Origin of the sequence: Nitrospira sp. (genome assembly GCA_030653545.1) — a bacterium.
GTDB lineage: Bacteria > Nitrospirota > Nitrospiria > Nitrospirales > Nitrospiraceae > Nitrospira_D.
This window is the reverse complement of sequence record JAURZE010000014.1, coordinates 1-17,399: the sequence shown is the minus strand read 5'-3', so window position 1 is coordinate 17,399 and position 17,399 is coordinate 1. Positions and strand designations below refer to the sequence as shown.

General features: G+C 57.0%; 16 protein-coding genes and 2 tRNA genes. 10 read left to right on the top strand and 8 right to left on the bottom strand.

Going from position 1 to position 17,399, the window contains the following annotated elements:
- Nucleotides 1-289 precede the first annotated feature (289 nt).
- From Q7U39_05205 to Q7U39_05185, 5 genes are all read left to right on the top strand, one after another.
- Nucleotides 290-2,092, top strand: a complete 1,803-nt coding sequence (locus Q7U39_05205) for a ShlB/FhaC/HecB family hemolysin secretion/activation protein (protein ID MDO9117334.1) — start codon at nt 290-292, stop codon at nt 2,090-2,092.
- A 964-nt stretch (nt 2,093-3,056) separates the two neighbouring features.
- A complete protein-coding gene (locus Q7U39_05200; protein ID MDO9117333.1) occupies nt 3,057-3,368 on the top strand; it encodes a helix-turn-helix domain-containing protein in 312 nt (103 codons plus the stop codon).
- Between the two features lie 5 nt (nt 3,369-3,373).
- Nucleotides 3,374-4,381 (top strand): replication initiation factor domain-containing protein, encoded by a 1,008-nt coding sequence (locus Q7U39_05195; protein ID MDO9117332.1) that lies wholly within the window; start codon nt 3,374-3,376, stop codon nt 4,379-4,381.
- 47 nt (nt 4,382-4,428) lie between these two features.
- Nucleotides 4,429-4,725 carry a helix-turn-helix domain-containing protein gene (locus Q7U39_05190; GenBank protein MDO9117331.1) on the top strand — a complete coding sequence of 99 codons (297 nt, stop codon included), beginning with the start codon at nt 4,429-4,431 and terminating at the stop codon, nt 4,723-4,725.
- Nucleotides 4,725-5,825 carry a site-specific integrase gene (locus Q7U39_05185; protein MDO9117330.1) on the top strand — a complete coding sequence of 367 codons (1,101 nt, stop codon included), beginning with the start codon at nt 4,725-4,727 and terminating at the stop codon, nt 5,823-5,825. The genes Q7U39_05190 and Q7U39_05185 overlap by 1 nt, the downstream gene beginning before the upstream one ends.
- Nucleotides 5,826-5,842: 17 nt before the next feature.
- Here Q7U39_05185 and Q7U39_05180 read toward each other — a convergent pair.
- Nucleotides 5,843-5,919, bottom strand: a tRNA-Met gene (locus Q7U39_05180).
- Between the two features lie 85 nt (nt 5,920-6,004).
- Between Q7U39_05180 and fmt the strand changes: the two genes are divergently transcribed.
- The 5 genes from fmt to pheT are packed head-to-tail and all read left to right on the top strand — an operon-like array spanning nt 6,005 to nt 12,404.
- Complete coding sequence (gene fmt, locus Q7U39_05175; protein MDO9117329.1) at nt 6,005-6,964, top strand: methionyl-tRNA formyltransferase; 960 nt, start codon at nt 6,005-6,007, stop codon at nt 6,962-6,964.
- A complete protein-coding gene (gene rsmB, locus Q7U39_05170) occupies nt 6,922-8,403 on the top strand; it encodes a 16S rRNA (cytosine(967)-C(5))-methyltransferase RsmB (protein MDO9117328.1) in 1,482 nt (493 codons plus the stop codon). The genes fmt and rsmB overlap by 43 nt, the downstream gene beginning before the upstream one ends.
- Nucleotides 8,400-9,101 carry a ribulose-phosphate 3-epimerase gene (rpe, locus tag Q7U39_05165; protein ID MDO9117327.1) on the top strand — a complete coding sequence of 234 codons (702 nt, stop codon included), beginning with the start codon at nt 8,400-8,402 and terminating at the stop codon, nt 9,099-9,101. Before rsmB ends, rpe begins: the two co-directional genes overlap by 4 nt.
- A gap of 10 nt (nt 9,102-9,111) precedes the next feature.
- Nucleotides 9,112-10,677 (top strand): phenylalanine--tRNA ligase subunit alpha, encoded by a 1,566-nt coding sequence (locus Q7U39_05160; GenBank protein MDO9117326.1) that lies wholly within the window; start codon nt 9,112-9,114, stop codon nt 10,675-10,677.
- 8 nt (nt 10,678-10,685) lie between these two features.
- On the top strand, nt 10,686-12,404 hold the full coding sequence (gene pheT / locus Q7U39_05155) for a phenylalanine--tRNA ligase subunit beta (GenBank protein ID MDO9117325.1): 1,719 nt from the start codon (nt 10,686-10,688) through the stop codon (nt 12,402-12,404).
- A gap of 376 nt (nt 12,405-12,780) precedes the next feature.
- Here the strand turns inward: pheT and rplT are convergent, their stop codons facing one another.
- From rplT to Q7U39_05120, 7 genes are all read right to left on the bottom strand, one after another.
- Complete coding sequence (gene rplT, locus Q7U39_05150; GenBank protein ID MDO9117324.1) at nt 12,781-13,149, bottom strand: 50S ribosomal protein L20; 369 nt, start codon at nt 13,147-13,149, stop codon at nt 12,781-12,783.
- Nucleotides 13,150-13,192: 43 nt separating this feature from the next.
- Entirely contained in the window at nt 13,193-13,393 is a 201-nt protein-coding gene (gene rpmI / locus Q7U39_05145; GenBank protein ID MDO9117323.1) for a 50S ribosomal protein L35, read from the bottom strand.
- 39 nt (nt 13,394-13,432) lie between these two features.
- Nucleotides 13,433-13,924 (bottom strand): translation initiation factor IF-3, encoded by a 492-nt coding sequence (infC, locus tag Q7U39_05140; GenBank protein MDO9117322.1) that lies wholly within the window; start codon nt 13,922-13,924, stop codon nt 13,433-13,435.
- A 28-nt stretch (nt 13,925-13,952) separates the two neighbouring features.
- On the bottom strand, nt 13,953-15,884 hold the full coding sequence (thrS, locus tag Q7U39_05135; GenBank protein ID MDO9117321.1) for a threonine--tRNA ligase: 1,932 nt from the start codon (nt 15,882-15,884) through the stop codon (nt 13,953-13,955).
- 82 nt (nt 15,885-15,966) lie between these two features.
- A tRNA-Val gene (locus Q7U39_05130) sits at nt 15,967-16,041 on the bottom strand.
- Between the two features lie 131 nt (nt 16,042-16,172).
- Nucleotides 16,173-16,445 (bottom strand): HU family DNA-binding protein, encoded by a 273-nt coding sequence (locus Q7U39_05125; GenBank protein ID MDO9117320.1) that lies wholly within the window; start codon nt 16,443-16,445, stop codon nt 16,173-16,175.
- A 91-nt stretch (nt 16,446-16,536) separates the two neighbouring features.
- Nucleotides 16,537-17,127 carry a helix-turn-helix domain-containing protein gene (locus Q7U39_05120; GenBank protein ID MDO9117319.1) on the bottom strand — a complete coding sequence of 197 codons (591 nt, stop codon included), beginning with the start codon at nt 17,125-17,127 and terminating at the stop codon, nt 16,537-16,539.
- Between the last annotated feature and the right edge of the window lie 272 nt (nt 17,128-17,399).

Sequence of the window (17,399 nt, the reverse complement as noted above, 5' to 3'; positions counted from 1 at the left end):
TAAGAACGGCGGGACTCTTTCTGCTGCCACATCAGGTGTGGGAACTGGAGGCATCATCACTGTCGATGCCGGCCAACTCATATTAAACAGTGGGGGCCGTCATCGACGTATCGACGATAGGAGTGGGGGCTGGCGGAGCTTTTGAGATAACCGTCAGCTCTACGTCCGTTAGCAATACCAGCGTTGTACGGACGACTGCGGCGCAGACGCAGAGGAGCAACGTCGTCCTCACGCCGACCGGGTTCTTGACCCAGGCTTCTGCCTCGGATTGGTCGGCGAGCTCTCAGTCATGACCCATCGCGTTGGGGAGCCAGGGCCTATTCGCTCACCCTGGGTCCTGGGAACACTTTGCTGCTGCACCGGATTCGTGCTGGTCATGGTGTCGGCATCTCCTTCAGCCTTTGCCCAGATTGCGATCGATCCAACAGGACGGTCCGGCGAACCGCACGGGCCCCTCAAGGAGGAATTTCAGCGGCCCATCCCACCTCCGAACCTCATGCTTCCCATCGTTCCGCTCCCACCGGAGACCGAGGTGCCGACACCGCCTGGCACGATACGGGTGTTCGTTCGTGACGTGCGCGTGATCGGCCACACCGCCTTTTCGGACACGGAGATCGCCGAGGTGACCGCCCCATTTACAAACCGGACAGTGCTGACCGAGGATCTCGAACGGCTCCGGCTAGCCCTCACCCTGCTCTACGTCAATAAGGGCTACCTGACCTCCGGTGCGATCATCCCAGACCAGGACGTCTCGTCAGGCGTCATCACGATGCAGATCATCGAAGGAACGCTGACGCGGATCGACGTAGAAGGAAACCGCTGGTTCCGTTCCTCTTACCTCCGCGACCGCCTGGAACTCGGTATCCGCACGCCGGTGTCGCTCGACCCCTTGCAGGAGCAGCTGCAACTCCTTCAGCAGGACCGGCGGATTGAGCGTGTAAACGCCGAACTGCGACCTGGTGACCAGCAGGGCGACAGCGTCCTGAACGTGCGCGTGGTGGACAAGAACCCGTTTCACGCCACGCTAGAGGTCAACAACTATCAGACACCGTTGGTCGGGGAAATCCGAGGGATTGGCACGCTGTCCAACGATAACCTCACCGGCCATGGAGACCAGCTCAGTCTCAGCTACGGCCAATCGAGCGGCGCCTTTCCGATCGTGGACGCTTCCTACTCTCTCCCCGTCAACCGATACGGGACAACCTTTTCCCCCTACTACCGGCGCTATGGCTTCAAGCTAGTCGAACAGCCCTTCACTCCGCTGAACATCAAGGCGGACTCAGAGATCATCGGCATGAGCCTGCGTCAGCCGATTTATAAGACCGTGACCGACGAGGTAGCATTTTCGATCATCGGGGAGCATCTCTTCACCCAAAGCTTTCTGTTCGCGGGCACGAGCGATCAAATGACGTTCAATTCGTCTCCTGGTTTTCAAAATGGGGCAGCCACCGTCTCGGCCCTCCGCTTCGCGCAGGACTGGACCCACCGCACGCTCGATACCGTGCTGGCCCTCCGCTCTCGATTTAGTGTGGGCCTTAATGTTCTCGGCGCGACTATTCATGCAAACCCTGACACGCCGGACGGACAATTCTTCTCCTGGCTGGGCCAGGCGCAGGCTATCAAACAGTTCGGTGATGAGGGGTTCGGTATGCAGCTCCTCGGCCGCCTGGATCTGCAATTTACCAACTCGCCGTTGTTTTCGCTTGAGCAGGTGGCGCTCGGCGGGCGGTACACGGTGCGCGGCTACCGAGAAGTGACCATCCTACGCGACAATTCGATCACTGCTTCGGTGGAGCCACGCTTTCCGGTGCTACGGTGGGCGAACGGCGAACCGATGGTCCAGGTTGCACTCTTTGTGGACGTCGCACACGGCTGGAACTTGGGCGACAACCGCCCGGCCGTGACAGCTCCCCTCACCAGCTTCCCTAACACGCTTGCCAGCGCGGGGGCCGGTCTCCGCTGGAATATCCTGCCCAACGACAAAGCCCTCTTTGAAGTCTATTGGGGGCAGCAACTGAACCATGTGCCGAGCGCCGGGAATACGCTTCAGGATCATGGAGTCCACATGGGAGTCGTGATGAATCTCTTTTAACAGCATCTTGACACAAGACCTGAGCACCGAAGGCCCCCCGGAATTGGCCGATCACACTGACTGGGCGTGTTTGGACAGGATGTGGGAGACGGTGTGTCAGAGATTTCTCTCTACCTATCAAACAAATTCGCCAGTGTGTGTATTATCGAAACACAAGACTAACGTAAGCACTCGCATCGCGAACAGTATTGGAGTGGCTAGGAGCAGGACACTCTGGAGGCGCGAAAAGAATTGTGGGCCGATCCGCAGCCGGTGCCACCGCGGGAATGGCGAAAGAGGGAATCCTTAATCGGACCTAGTCGATAGCGTGAATGAAGACGAATGGCTATACGAAATTCTATAAGCAATCACTGTGCTAAAATTGTGCTAAAAAGCATCACAAACCATCGAACTGAGCAGAGTCAATCGACTGCATAGAAACTCTCCAAGCCTACGGGTAGACGGCCAAGCAAGCTGCCTCAGCCCTCGTTTTCGGAAATGAACTCACCCTCAAAACGTACGGCAAAGATAGTTACGGGCTCACGGGTACCCTGTATTTCTCGCGAGTGAACATCCTGGCTCCTATCTCGTCGGCAGCTTCTCTCTGTTAGGAAACACGTGAGAAGAAATATTTTCTGTTCGGTGACCATTTCCTCCTCCCAATCGAATTCTTGATCGGCATCATTCGATCAGGACCAAGCCAGTTGCCACTTTATCGAGCTTAGCCGCACAATCCCTTGTTCGTGAGAGATAGAACTTCAAGACGTTTCTGACCACTCCTGACCTCTCTAGTCCCTTCCTGCCTAATTTCTTTTGGTGGCCCGCTGCTCTACCGTCGTGAGGGTGCCGAGCGGGGGCCGTTGCTGGGGAAGTTCGACAGAATGATCACTGCAGCGCACATCTGGATACATCTGACTACATCTGCTTAATTCCCAGAAGGGTGGCAGTCGGGTAGCCTGACTCAAGTTTACACAGGAGGATGAGTATGAACGATAGAAACGAGCAGAAGCCCGACCACCGTGTCTCTATCAAAGAATTAGCCGAGCTGATCGGGGTCAGTACCGACACGATTCGCCGGGCATTCCGGAAGGGTGAGATCCCAGCCATTCGCGTGAAGACTGCGCTCCGGTTCGATCTCGACGAAGTGCTCCGCTATATGCAACGCAACGCCGAAGCCCGCTATGGCACAAAAGCCTGCGCCGCGGACGGCACCTGCCGACCGCGCGCAGGAACTCCCAGCCCCCGGACTGGTAACACGGGGGCGCAAACCACAGCGATCATTCCAGGAGGTCTATAGAGTCGATGAGTCCCCCCTTCACCCTCACCATCGATTGGCTTGCCTTTACGCTGCCCTCCTGTTCGCTCCAAGACGTTCTCCAGGTGCTGGGAGGCGATTGGATTCAGAGCGAGAGCGGATTCCGGCGCTATCCCGTGTCGTGGATCACGACAGGATCAGACCGAGGGATCGGCAAACTGGGCACCGGGGCGGCACGGAATCCCCTCGAAGTGCATGTGGATCTCTCTGCCGGGATCGTCGCCCCTTGGGAGGCTGGCAAGGTCCGGACAGTCATCCAATGGATCTTAGCGCAACAAGGCCATCTGACACGCCTCGATTGCGCCTTGGATGATCGCGCGAGCCTGGTCCCCCTCGCGACCATCAGCCACGCCGTGGAGGCCGGGCAATGCGTGACGCGGGCTCGCCAGATCCAGCGGATCTCCTCAGCGTTGATCCATACCGGCACCGCAAGCGGGGAAACCATCTACTTCGGGAGTCCGCAGAGTCAAACCAAGCTCCGGGTCTATGACAAACGTCTGGAGAGTCAGGCCAAACAACGGGAGGACTGGCAGGAGTATGGCATCCGGTGGGAATTGGAGTTGAAACAGGAGCGGGCGCAGGTCTGCGGCCAGGTCTTATCGTATCTCGAAGAAGCGGACTGGTTGGAATTCATGGTCGGAGTCCTGCGGGGCTATGTCGATTTCCGAGACACCAGCCGAGAGGAAGAGGATGAGTCTCGATATCGGGCACCGCTCCTGGAGTGGTGGGTGCAGCTCACCGACGGCTTGAAGAAGGGTCGCTTGGTCGTGGAGAAAGATGCGCAGACCCTCCTCAAAGTGAAGCGCTGGGTGAGTCAGTCTGTCGCGCCTATGTTAGCCGTCATCTATGAGGCCGATCCCGAGGGACACGCCTGGTTGGAGCGGCAAATTCTCGCGGGCAAGCGCCGATGGAAAGATAAGCATCGGGGGCTGCTGAAAAACAAGAACTCATCGAATTCCATAAAGGACGCCGGCGGCGACGCGGGCGCACCGTGACAGGGGGTGCGGGGGTGTCGGAAGACTCCCCCGACGAAGGGCTCAAGATGCTACTCACAATTAAAGATCTCTCAACCTGGCTCAATATCAAGCCGTCTACGCTGTACCTCTGGGCGGCGCAGGGCAAGATTCCTTGTCGGAAGATTCATGGATTGATCCGGTTTGACCCGGACGCCATCACTGCCTGGCTGCATTCATTTGAGCCCAGCAAGATCCCAGCGGTCCCACCATTCCCCTGCCAACCGACCCGCGATCTGGATCAACTGATTGAAGCCGCAAAACGCCAGGTCTATACTCCCGCCTGCGAGAAACCAGACGAAATCAGGGCCAAGCAAGGAGGTTAATGATGGCTCTGTTTCGGCGAGGCCGCGTCTGGTGGATGGGTTTTCCCTATCAAGGGAAGCAAATCAGGAGATCCACGGAAGTCACGGATAAGAAGCTGGCGGAGAAGATTTATCACAAGGTGATGGTCCAGATCGCTGAGGGCAAGTGGTATCCGCCTGAAGCCGGGGCTGACAAGACCGTGAAAGAACTCTTGGAGCGATATCTGAGAGATCACTCGGCTTGCAATAGAGCCCCCACGACACACAGATGTGACAAGTCTCGCGTTCAGTCACTGATCCGGGTCTTCGGGGATTTGACGTTGAAGGAAGTGCGACCTTCTCTTTTAGCAGCGCACAAGGCGAAGCGACGGGCTGACGGTGCCGCGGCTAAGACGATCAACAATGAACTGACGCTCTTAGGCCATGCCTTTCAGCTCGCGGTAAAGGAATGGGAATGGGTGGCGGACAATCCGGTGCAGCGGGTCTCGAAGGAGAAAGTGCGGAATCTGATTGAGCGATGGCTGTCCGCAGAAGAAGAACAGCGTCTCTTAGCGGCCTCTCCTGTGTGGCTACAAGAGATCATTCTCTTCGCGGTCAACACGGGATTTCGGCAGAGTGAAATTCTGAACCTTCAATGGTGCAACGTGGATCTGTTCAGGAGAACCATTACTCTGCTGGAACAAAAGAACGGAGGCAGAGATACGCTTCCAGTGAATGCAAAGACGCTGGAGGTACTCAAAGCCAGGGTGAAAGTCCGATCGCTCAAGACGGATTATGTCTTCTTCAACGGGGCCGGGAACCGAATGGACGCACGGGATCTCCTGCGTGTCTTTTATCCGGCCATGAGAAAGGCAGAGGTGAAACGATTCCGGTTTCATGATCTGCGCCATACCTTTGCCACTCGACTCGTGCAAGCCGGGTGCGACATCTACACCGTGCAAAAGCTTGGGCGGTGGAAAACAATTTCGATGGTCATGCGATATGCGCATCACCATCCGGAGAGTTTACGCGCTGGCATCGAGATTCTTGATCGGGTTCCGGACGGAGTTAGCACAGTTTTAGCACAATCGGCTAATTTCACTGTGTCGGAAGCAGGGAGAGAATCTCTGGTAAGCTGTTGAATTGGAAGAGGTTTGTTTGGTTGCGGGGAGAGGATTTGAACCTCTGACCTTTGGGTTATGAGCCCAACGAGCTACCAGGCTGCTCCACCCCGCAGGTGGAGACTAACAAAGCGTTGAACGGCAAGTCAAGCTGAGTTGCGCCCGTTGCATTCAGTGCAGGGCGATGTTAAAGGCATAGCATGCGTATTGTCTTTATGGGCACGCCAGAATTTGCCATCCCTTCACTTGAGGCGCTGCTGAAGTCTGATGACCAGGTCGTAGGCATTGTCACGCAACCTGATCGTCCTAAAGGGCGCGGCCAAGTCTTGACTCCGCCTCCGATCAAGCTCCTTGCGCAACGAGAAGGCATACCTTTTCTCCAGCCTGTGAAAATCAGAGTGCCTGAGTTTCTCACGGCCCTCGCAGCCTGGAAGCCCGATCTGATCGCTGTCACGGCCTATGGACGAATTCTCCATAGCCCGATCCTTACCTTGCCGCCGGTGGGTTGCGTGAATGTACATGGCTCGCTACTGCCGAAATATCGCGGAGCGGCGCCAGTGCAATGGGCGGTGATCAACGGTGAGACCGAGACCGGCATCACTACCATGCTGATGGATGAGGGGATGGATACAGGCGCCATGCTCTTGCAGGAGTCACTGCCGATTTTCCCTGAAGACACATCGGGAACGCTGGCGCCGCGCCTCGCCGTACTCGGAGGAAGTTTGCTGGTGAAGACAATTGCGAGGCTCAAGGCGGGAACCATTACGCCGCAGCCGCAGAATCATGCTTTGGCCACCTTGGCCCCGCCCTTGAAGAAAAAAGACGGGGTGATTGACTGGGCAACGAGTGCGAGCAACATTGCCAATCGTGTCCGCGGTCTTTCTCCCTGGCCCGGTGCGTATACGCATATCGGTGGTGAACGATGGATGGTGTGGGCCGTAAATCAGAGTCCGGGGAAGCCCGATGTTGCCCCCGGCACCATCATCGAGGTGACGAAGCAGTCTATCCAAATCGCGACGGGAGACGGGGTGGTAGCCCTGAGAGAGATTCAACCGTCCAATAGTAAACGACTCACTGTGGCGCAGTATTTGGCGGGGCATCGCGTGAGCGCAGGCCAATGTTTCGACGCAGAGCCGCCGCCGTCAGAACCACCGGCGTGATCGGACACGCCATGTCTTCTCCTCCTGTCTCAATGCAGTCCGCCTCTCCTTCCGCCAGGGCCCGCGCGCTGGTGGCCTTGTTGACCCAGTCCAAATCAGGCGACCCACTCGATGAGGTCTGCAATCGCTTGTGGGATCGACAAGCGATGGATGGGCGTGATCGCGCCTTCGCCATGGAATTAGTCTATGGAGTGTTGCGCCGCCAGGAGACGCTTGATTGGCGTTTGGAGCCCGCACTGAAGAAACCCTTGCCGCGACTCCCGCTGATGGTGCAGATGCTTCTGCGCATGGGGATGTATCAGTTGGCTTACATGGATCGTGTGCCGGCCTCTGCAGCCGTGAATGAATCCGTGAATCTGGCCAAGGCCAACAAGGCCCAGCTTGGGAGGGATTGGAGCGGCCTCGTGAATGCCGTGCTACGAACCGTGATCCGTTTGCCGGAACGGCCGTTCCCCGGGCTCCACCCAGAGCCGGCTTTGGCACTCTCGATCCGCTACGCGGTACCCCAGTGGCTCTGTACTCGATGGGTCGAACACATGGGGATTGAAAGGGCGGAAGCTGCCTGTCAGAGCGTGAGTGCCGTTCCAGTTCTGACGCTGCGGGTGAATCGTCAGCGAGTGACCCGTGACGCGTTTCTTGCGCAGCTCGTCGGCGCGGGGATTGCCGCCCGTCCGACAACTGTCAGCCCCGTCGGGGTGATGCTCGAAGAGGGACGGGCCGTCACTACGATCCCGGGGTTTCAAGACGGAGTGTTCTATGTCGAAGACGAAGCCGCGCAACTCGTTCCACCTCTATTGGATCCACATCCGGACGAGCGTCTTCTCGATGTTTGTGCGGCCCCTGGAGGAAAGGCGACGCATCTCGCCGAGCTGATGTCGAATCGTGGTCAGATCGTAGCAATGGACCGTCACGCCGTGCGACTACAGGTATTGAAAGAGAACTGCCAGCGGCTTGGTGTGGCGATCATTTCTCCGGTTGTGGGAGATGCGAGAGAGCTTGGCATGATTGCCCCTTGCCAGAAGATAGAGACACAGCTCCCACCGCTCGGTGTCTTCGATCGCATCTTGGTCGATGCTCCTTGCAGTGGCATTGGTGTACTGCGTCGACACCCTGATGCGAAGGGGAAAAAAGATGTCGGGATGTTCGCCCGCCATCAAGTTTTACAGGGAGAGATTCTCGAACGGGCGTTCACTGTCTTGCGGCCTGGCGGGGTGCTGGTCTATAGTACCTGCTCGACAGAACCGGAAGAGACTGAAGCCGTCATTATCCGGTTTTGCCAGGACCACGCCGATTGTGCTCGCGAGTCCATTCTGCCGTGGATTCCCGCTCCTGCCCGTCCGTTTGTGACGGCACAGGGCGCGTTGTCCACGATGGGAAATACCCTCGGGATGGACGGGTTCTATGCCGTCCGGTTGAGAAAGACGCAAGGGTCGTTATGAGTAGTCCGGTATTGATTGCCCCCTCGATTCTCGCAGCTGATTTCGTGCGTCTGGCTGATGAGATTGCGGCTGTGGAACGAGCCGGCGCGGATCTCCTTCATATCGATGTGATGGACGGACACTTTGTGCCGAACCTCACGATCGGTCCTCCGGTCGTCGAGTCGATCAAGAAGGTCGCTAAAGTGCCGCTCGATGTGCATCTGATGATTACCAATGCCGATGCGTTCATTCCGGAGTTTGTGACGGCCGGAGCCGATTACATCACGGTGCACGTCGAAGCCTGCCCTCATCTCCATCGGACAATTCAATCGATCAAGGAGCGTGGGGTCAAGGCTGGCGTGACGCTCAATCCTGCGACGCCGGTCAGTGTCCTGCAGGAGATTTTAGCCGACGTCGATCTGGTGCTCGTCATGTCGGTCAATCCAGGATTCGGCGGGCAGAAGTTCATTCCGTCCGTATTGAAGAAGATTGCCTCAATTCGGGAGATGTTGGATCGTCTCCAAAGCCGGGCGTTGCTCGAAGTCGACGGCGGAGTGAAACCGGACAATGCCGCGCAGATCATCGCGGCGGGAGCCGACGTCCTGGTCGCCGGCTCGGCGATTTTTGCGAGCCGAGACTATGCCGGCACCATTGCAGCGCTGCGGACCGCGGGGCAGCCGGCCGCCACAATCACCTCTCACGCCGCTTCCCATCGATAGGCCATTCAGGGTGGATACTTCCGCACTCATCGACAGTCTGCATCCCCTCGAAATCAAGGTCCTCATGGCCCTCGGGTCACGTCCTGCAGGCACCGTGCTCGAGACCGAGCCATTGGCCGCTGCGGCTGAATTGGAGCCGTCCCAGCTCAGCATGGCGATCGAGTGGTTACTCGCAAAGTCTCTGCTGGTGGTGCATGCCGAGACGGTGACGCCGATGGTCTCCCTGACGAAGGTGGGCGAACAGTATGTCAGTGGCGCGTCACCGATCGAACGGGTCTTCTCAGCCGCGCGAGAAGTGGCCAGCACGGGGAAGCGGCTGACCATTCCCGATCTGCAGGCGCAGGATGGATTGGATCCATCCGATGTCAGCAAAGCGGTCGGACGTTTGAAAAAAGAAGGAGTGTTGCTGATCGTCCAGGGCGGCTGTATCGAATCCACTGGCCGTCCCAGTCCGACCGTCGAGGCCATGAGGGTCTTGCTCCAACAGGTCAGCGAGGCGGCTCGAGAACTACAGAGCTTTCCTGAAGCCCATCGCCAAGTGATCGAGGATTACGCTGTCAAGCGCGGGAACGCCAAAGAGCCATTCCGGGTGGATGATCGGGTCACGCGATCCTTTACGCTCTCTCCGTCCGGAGTCGAGGCGGCAGAGCACCTCGCCAAGGAAGGAGTGGCGGAGGAAGTTTCTCAACTCACTCCCGACCTATTGAAGGACGGCAGTTGGCGGAATAAGCGATTCCGCAAATACACCATCAGTCTGCGTGCGCCCCGCATCGGAACGGGAAAGAAGCATCCCTATCGCGAGTTTCTCGATACCGTGAAGACAAAGCTCGTGAGTATGGGTTTTCAGGAAATGCGCGGCTCGCTGGTGGAAACCGAATTCTGGAACATGGACGCGCTCTTCATGCCGCAGTTCCATCCGGCCCGCGATATTCACGACGTCTACTTCGTGAAGCACCCCACGCATGCCGCGAAGATCGTCGAGCCGTTCCTGTCACGGGTGACGAAGGCACATCAGGATGGCGGCAAGACCGGTTCCACAGGGTGGAAGTACGCTTTCAATGCCGAACGAGCCAAGCGGCTGGTATTGCGGAGTCAGGGGACCGCCGTTTCCGCAAGGACGTTAGCGTCCGCGCCGGCCGTGCCGGGAAAGTATTTCTCGATCGCTCGCTGTTTCCGCTATGACCAGGTCGACGCCACGCATGCCACCGACTTTTTCCAGGTCGAAGGCATTGTGCTGGGTAAGGATATTAACTTCCGTACGCTGCTCGGCCTCCTGAATCTTTTTGCGCGTGAAGTGGCTCAGGCGAAGGAAGTGAAATTCCTGCCGGCCTATTTCCCCTTTACCGAACCGTCGGTCGAAATGCATGTGCGGCATCCGCGCCTGGGGTGGATGGAGCTGGGCGGAGCGGGGCTATTTCGCGCTGAAGTCACCTTGCCATTGGGTGTCACCGTGCCCGTCATCGCCTGGGGACTGGGCCTGGATCGCATGGCGATGGTGGCGCTCGGCATTCACGACATTCGCGAATTGTTCACCGACAATCTGGACTTGATCCGGACTACCAGAGGGATCTTCTAGCGCACGCCATGCCCACGATTTCTATTTTCAAAGACGACTTCGAATCGCTGCTGGCTCTCGGCGGTCGCGCCAAGCGCCCGGTCTCGATCGAGCAGTTGGAAGACTGGCTCATGCTCGTGAAGGGTGAGCTCAAGGGGCATAATATTGAAACCGGAGAGTTGCGCATCGAATTGCAAGACAGCAATCGGCCCGACCTCTGGTGTTGCGAAGGCATTGCGCGGCAAATTCGTATCAAGCAACAGGGGAAGCTCAAGCCGTATCCCTTCTTCGCCAAGAAGGCGAAGAAGGGACACGTGCTCATTGTCGCACCGGGGCTCGAACAGGTGCGTCCCTATGTCGCTGCTTGCACAGCCAGGGGGTATCGGGTTACCGAGGAAGGCTTAGCCCAGCTCATTCAGACGCAGGAGAAGCTGGCGGATATCTTCGGGCATAAGCGAAAGACCGTCTCAATCGGGGTCTACCAGCTGGCGAAGATTGCGTTCCCGGTCACCTATGAGTTGGTCAAGCCGGATCAGGCGAAGTTTACCCCGCTGGGTATGGAGACGGTGATGACGCTGGCGGAAATTCTCATGGTCCATCCGAAAGGGCTGGAGCATGGGCATATCCTGGCCGGGCAGAGTCGTCTCCCGATTCTCCGTGATGCAAAGAATCAACCCTTGTCGTTCCCGCCGATCATCAACAGTCGAGAAGTGGGGGAAGTGCGCGTCGGGGACGACGAACTGTTTGTCGAAGTGACCGGGACCGATCAGTTGATGGTTGTCCTTACGCTGAATATCTTTGCTGCCAACCTTGCCGATCGCGGCGCCGTGATCGAACCGGTTGAAGTGCACTACCCCAAGAGCACCCCTTTGGGTAAACGGGTGGTCACGCCGCAGGATCTTGGGAATTCCAAGACAATTCAACTCAAGACCATTGAACAAGCACTAGGTCAAGAACTCGGTGTGAAGGTTGTGAAGCAGGCGCTCGAAGTGTACGGGTACGAGGTCTCAGCTGGGAAGGGGACGGTGAAGGCAACGTTGCCGCCTTATCGGCAGGATCTGATGCATGCGATGGACGTGGTTGAAGATGTCGCGATCAGCCGTGGCTACGGAGAGTTCGCTCCGGTCATGCCGGCGCAATTTACTGTAGGAGGGCTCTCGCGGATTGAGCAGACGTCGGATCGAGCGCGTGAGCTCATGGTCGGGCTGGGATTCCAGGAAATCATCTCCAACATTATGGGATCGCCGGAGAGCTATCGCGATACGATGCGTCTGGCTGATACAGAGTGGGGGAGGATGGTCGAAGTGGAGAATGCCATGACGCTGACCTTCTCCTGCCTGCGACAGTGGCTGCTTCCTTCGTTGCTGCGTGTCGAAACAGCGTCGAGCCGGGCGTTCTATCCGCACCGTTTGTTCGAGGCCGGCGATGTGGCGATCCCCGATCCCACGCATGAGCTAGGCTCACGCACGGAGACGGTGTTGGGCGCCGTCATTGCCCATGCGACCGCGCACTTCTCGGAAATCCACTCGTGCCTCGATATCCTCTTTTATCATTTGGGAAAAGACTACAGTCTGGAGCCGGTCCAGCATCCGTCCTTCCTGGAAGGCCGCGCAGGGCGCATCGTTGTCGCAGGAAAACCCATCGGCGTCATCGGCGAAGTCCATCCCGAAGTCCTCGAGCGCTGGCAGATCACCGTGCCGGTCGTTTCGTTCGACGTGAACCTCTCTCAACTGCTCGATCTGAGCTAGTTGTTTTTTCGCCTTGCCATCTCATCTTGCGTCCCTGGAATTTCTCGCGGCGGTCATCACATTTTTGCCCCCTCATGGCGCGGAGTTGGCGTGAGCGATGAGCTGCGTTAGCTAGCGCTATATTATCCCCATCCGACTATTGGTCTTGCGGTTGCCCGTGATTTGAGGTCACGGTGAGGACCCGACGATATTTTCTTATTGCAGAGACGTGAATGCAGACGAACGGGCGAATTCAAAATACCGGAGCCGACAAGTATCCGGTCTGAGATGCGTTGGGGGAAGGGGTGCTGAGACTGGTAAATTGATGGAGGGCGACAGCTTGTCGCCCTCCAAGATCAGAGAAGCTACTTGAAACCGTGGTTCAGAGGCGGTGTCGTTATGCAGCGACAGGAGTCAAGTGTTGCTTGGCCAAGCCGACCAACTTTTCAAAGCCCGCGGCATCCTTGATCGCCATGTCTGAGAGAACTTTTCGATCCAGTAGGATTTCCGCTTTCTTGAGGGCGTTGATGAACCGACCGTAGGTCAGTCCTTGTGCCCGGACGGCGGCACTGATGCGCGCAATCCACAACCGGCGAAAATCCCGCTTCCGGTTCTTTCGTCCGTCATAGGCGTACTGCTGTCCCTTATCAACTGATTCCGTGGCTGAGCGGAACAACCGGCTCTTCGCGCCGTACTGTCCCTTTGCTAGCTTCAGCCGCTTTTTCCGTCTCGCTCTTGTTTTCGGTCCACCTTTTGCGCGGGGCATGACTCAATACTCCTTTTATCCGTGAGGGTCGCTCTTTAAGGGCTTAGTTATACGGCAAGAGGCGGTTCAAAGACAAGGTGGAAGTCGCATCCACCACGGCCGTTCCGCTTAACCGGCGCTTTTGATCGCTTTTCTTATGGCTTAACAAGTGGCGCTTCCCGGCTTTCCGTCGGACAAGCTTGCCGCTTCCGGTGCGGGAAAACCGCTTTTTAGCCCCTTTGTGTGTCTTGGCTTTCGTTTTCATCGAATCCATCCTCTCCGTTTGTAGGCTGCAAATGTATCCCTAATTCTTGGGTGCCACGATCATGATCAGGCTGCGGCCTTCCATGCGCGGGGCATACTCTATCGTTCCAATCTCGGTCATTTCGGCGATCACTGAGCTCATGAGTGATCGACCCATCTCTTGATTGGCCATTTCCCGGCCACGAAACGTCAACGTGACCTTGGTCTTGTTCCCGTCAGCCAAAAATTCCTTGATCTGACGGATCTTGATGCCTAGGTCGTGCTTATCGGTGCGTGGCCGAAGCTTGATTTCCTTGACCTGGGTCGACTTTTGGTGACGTCGATTCTGATGGTCCTTCTTGCTGAGCTCGAATTTGTATTTGCCGTAATCCATGATTCGGCAAACCGGCGGCGCTGCAGTGGGAGCGACCTCCACGAGGTCGTAGCCGCCCTCCTGAGCCTGGCGCAACGCGTCTGGCGTGGGGAGGATCCCCAGTTGCTCTCCTTCCGGACCGATGACTCGAACCTCTCGCACTCGAATTTCGCGGTTCACGCGCAGTTTGGGGACGATAACCCACCTCTTAGTGTGTTGGTTGTAGCTCCGGCTGCGCGCGCGTGACGTCGTTCCTGAGAAGATCGATCACTGCAGCCCCTGTCATACTGCCAAGATTTGCCCCGCTCCGTCCTCTGACGGAGAGCGTGCCGCTCTGGACTTCCCGATCCCCCGCCACGAGCATGTAGGGGATTTTGGCTTTTTCCGCCTCGCGAATTTTAAAGCCGATTTTTTCGTTGCGCAGGTCGGCATCAGCCCGAAACCCTGCGGCTTTCAACTGCGCGACGACGGTATTCACATACTCCCGCTGATTGTCGGTGATCGCCATGACCACGACTTGGACCGGCGCCAGCCAGGTTGGGAATGCGCCGCCATAATGTTCGATGAGAATCCCGAAGAATCGCTCAATGGACCCCATCAAGGCCCGATGAATCATGATCGGCTCGTGAGATTTTCCATCTTCCCCGATATAACCGAGCTCAAACCGTTCCGGATTGTTGAAGTCCACCTGAATGGTGGAGCATTGCCAGGATCGGCCAAGCGCGTCCTTGATTTTAATATCGATTTTCGGTCCGTAGAAGGCCCCGCCCCCTTCGTCCAAATGAAAGGCGATCCCACGGCTCTTGAGCGCTCCCTCCAGCGAATCTGTCGCGAGGACCCACTTATCATCAGAGCCGACCGACTTTTCCGGTCTGGTCGACAGAAAGATCTCAAAGTCGACAAAGCCGAACGATTTCAAAATAAAGAAGGTGAAGTCCAATACCCGGCTGACCTCATCCTGAATCTGATCGGGTCGGCAAAAGAGGTGCGCATCGTCTTGCGTGAATCCGCGCACGCGCAAGAGGCCATGCAGGACGCCCGTGCGTTCATACCGATACACTGTCCCGAGCTCGCCGTAGCGGATGGGGAGATCCCGATAACTCCGCAAGTGCGATTTGTAAATCATGATGTGGTAGGGGCAGTTCATCGGCTTGAGCTGGTATTCGCTGCCTTCCAGCTTCATCGGTGCGAACATATTCTCCCGATAATAGTCAACGTGCCCGCTCGTTTTCCAAAGGTCGAGCCTGGCTACATGGGGCGAATACACCAGATCGTATCCATCCTTAATGTGCTGTTCGCGCCAGAAGTTCTCGATCAAGAGCCGAACCAGTGCTCCTTTGGGATGCCAGAGGACCAATCCAGGACCGGTTTCATCCTGTATCGTAAAGAGATCAAGTTCTTTCCCTACCTTACGATGATCCCGCCGCTTAATCTCTTCAAGGCGCGTCAGATAGGCGTCGAGTTCAGCCTGGGTTGGGAAGGATGTTCCGTAGATCCGTTGCAACATCGGATTACGCTCATCTCCGCGCCAGTAGGCGCCGGCGGTGGTCAGGAGCTTAAATGCGCCGACGTGGCCGGTGGCGGGGAGATGGGGCCCACGACAGAGATCGATAAACTCGCCCTGGCTATAGGCAGAGATCGGCTCATGCTCAGGGAATCCTTGGATCAATTCGACCTTATAGGCTTCACCGCGAGATTGGAAAAGCTGAATAGCTTCTTGCTTCGACAGCTCCTTCCGCGTGACCGGCAGGTTCCGCTTGATAATCTCGCGGACGCGAGCTTCGATTTTCTCGAGATCCTCCGGCGTGAAAGGCCGCTCGAAGGCGAAGTCGTAAAAGAAGCTATCTTCAAGCGCCGGACCGATGGTGACCTGTGCGGTTGGAAATACTTCTTTTACCGCCTGCGCCATGATGTGGGTGCTGCTGTGGCGATAAACTTCTCGCCCTTCTGTCGTATCGAACCGGATGGGTTCCACGACAGCGTCTTCAGTCAGCTGCCGTGACAGATCGACCACGACTCCGTTGACTTTGGCGGCGAGGACATCGGATCCGATCGACAGGCCGCAGGCCTTCAAGGCCGCTCCCACGGTCTGTCCGGTTTCAAGGACCTGGCTATTCCCGCCTTTAAGCGTGATCTTCATCCGTTCCAGTGCTTTTCTTATTCAAACAAAAACAACAAAGGCATTCCGCCGCCTCAAGGCAAACGGATGCCCCTAGCCGGAATGGTAGGCGCGGACGGTCTTGAACCGTCGACCTTTACCGTGTCAAGGTAACGCTCTCCCCCTGAGCTACGCGCCTATTGTCCGGGTGGGCATGCTAATATAGCCCTGCCCATACTGTCAAGAAATGCAAAAGAGAAGGCAGCCTTCTTCCGGAGGTTCTGGAAGGCACCGCCTTCTCTTTGTGCTACTGGAAATGCTGCGGGGTCGTTACTTGACCGCCGAGCGCAGTTCTTTCCCTGCCGAAAACTTCGGGACCTTAGCGGCCGGAATTTTAAGCGATTCCCCGGTGCGTGGGTTTCTGCCCATCCGCGCTTTCCGCTTTGAAATCGTAAAGGTACCGAAATTCACCAGAGAAACCCGCTGTCCCTTCTTTAGCGACGTCGTGACGGCTCCGGTGAAGGCCTCCAGGGCCGTGCCCGCGGCAACTTTTGTGATTCCTGCCGAGGCTGCCATTTTCGCAATCAGCTCTTCCTTCGTCATCAGTCCCCTCCTTGGTTATGAATGAATGAGGATGCCGAACGCCTGAAGCCGTTCCCATTGTCCAGACAGAGTTTCCTGCTGCACCGCAGCATTAGGAGGAGCCAGCGGCCTTTACGCGACCCCGCTTCAATGGAATATGGAGATTCGTAATCTTCTTTCTCAACGTATTGCGATTCAGGCCCAATAATTCCGCCGCTTGGATTTGATTGCCTTGGGTTTCTCGTAGAGCTGACGAGATCAGAGGGCGTTCGACGGCTGAAATCAGCATCGGGTGAAGGTTCTTGGCGGCGCCGTTATGCATCCCCTTGACGAAGTCTCCCATTTTTTGGTCGAGGAAATCTTCCAGCGAGAGATCGTGTCCCTTGCTCTTCTGGGTTTCCTCGCGGTGCTGGCTCATCAGTTGGAGCATAGCCGGAGCCCGCTTCAGAACAGTTCGTGATCCCACAATGACCAAAGTTTGGGCGGGATCTATCCGTGGAGGAAGCACCTCGGAGTGGCCTTGCCCTGGGCGAGCCTCTACAACCACGGCATCATATGGGCGTCTGGGGAGATCTTTGGGGAGCGAGGCTGCATCGCGAACCATTGTGACGGAGGCGTTCCCAAAAACGGCTTTGAATTGAGCGTGGATGTCGGCATCCGCCGTCAGTAACAGAATGGAAAAAACCGATGTGGGAACCGACATGCGGGCACCATGAGAAGAAGAGGGCGGGATTATTGCCCAGGGTGGACATGATGTCAAATGGATATTTCCCTGGTAGGGGCTCGGCCGTGAGCAAATCGGGTAGAGAGAAGAGTCTGTGTCCCATCGTATGTCCTAGTGTAGTGATTCATGCTGTTCTTGTCTTATCCAGAGCGCTCTTGGCCCGATTCACTTTCGCTAAGATTTCCTGCGCGGATTTGGTCCACACAAAGGGGGTGGGCTGGGTATTGCGGTGGGTCATGTAGGCGTCAATC

What these genes read in the sequence shown, in the direction of transcription:
- rsmB (MDO9117328.1), top strand. Translation starts at nt 6,922, where the DNA reads ATGTTTCGACGCAGAGCCGCCGCCGTCAGAACCACCGGCGTGATCGGA.
- Q7U39_05190 (MDO9117331.1), top strand. Translation starts at nt 4,429, where the DNA reads ATGCTACTCACAATTAAAGATCTCTCAACCTGGCTCAATATCAAGCCG.
- rpe (MDO9117327.1), top strand. Translation starts at nt 8,400, where the DNA reads ATGAGTAGTCCGGTATTGATTGCCCCCTCGATTCTCGCAGCTGATTTC.
- Q7U39_05120 (MDO9117319.1), bottom strand. Translation starts at nt 17,127, where the DNA reads ATGTCGGTTCCCACATCGGTTTTTTCCATTCTGTTACTGACGGCGGAT.
- Q7U39_05195 (MDO9117332.1), top strand. Translation starts at nt 3,374, where the DNA reads ATGAGTCCCCCCTTCACCCTCACCATCGATTGGCTTGCCTTTACGCTG.
- Q7U39_05205 (MDO9117334.1), top strand. Translation starts at nt 290, where the DNA reads ATGACCCATCGCGTTGGGGAGCCAGGGCCTATTCGCTCACCCTGGGTC.
- Q7U39_05200 (MDO9117333.1), top strand. Translation starts at nt 3,057, where the DNA reads ATGAACGATAGAAACGAGCAGAAGCCCGACCACCGTGTCTCTATCAAA.
- rplT (MDO9117324.1), bottom strand. Translation starts at nt 13,149, where the DNA reads ATGCCCCGCGCAAAAGGTGGACCGAAAACAAGAGCGAGACGGAAAAAG.
- rpmI (MDO9117323.1), bottom strand. Translation starts at nt 13,393, where the DNA reads ATGAAAACGAAAGCCAAGACACACAAAGGGGCTAAAAAGCGGTTTTCC.
- pheT (MDO9117325.1), top strand. Translation starts at nt 10,686, where the DNA reads ATGCCCACGATTTCTATTTTCAAAGACGACTTCGAATCGCTGCTGGCT.
- Q7U39_05185 (MDO9117330.1), top strand. Translation starts at nt 4,725, where the DNA reads ATGATGGCTCTGTTTCGGCGAGGCCGCGTCTGGTGGATGGGTTTTCCC.
- fmt (MDO9117329.1), top strand. Translation starts at nt 6,005, where the DNA reads ATGCGTATTGTCTTTATGGGCACGCCAGAATTTGCCATCCCTTCACTT.
- Q7U39_05125 (MDO9117320.1), bottom strand. Translation starts at nt 16,445, where the DNA reads ATGACGAAGGAAGAGCTGATTGCGAAAATGGCAGCCTCGGCAGGAATC.
- thrS (MDO9117321.1), bottom strand. Translation starts at nt 15,884, where the DNA reads ATGAAGATCACGCTTAAAGGCGGGAATAGCCAGGTCCTTGAAACCGGA.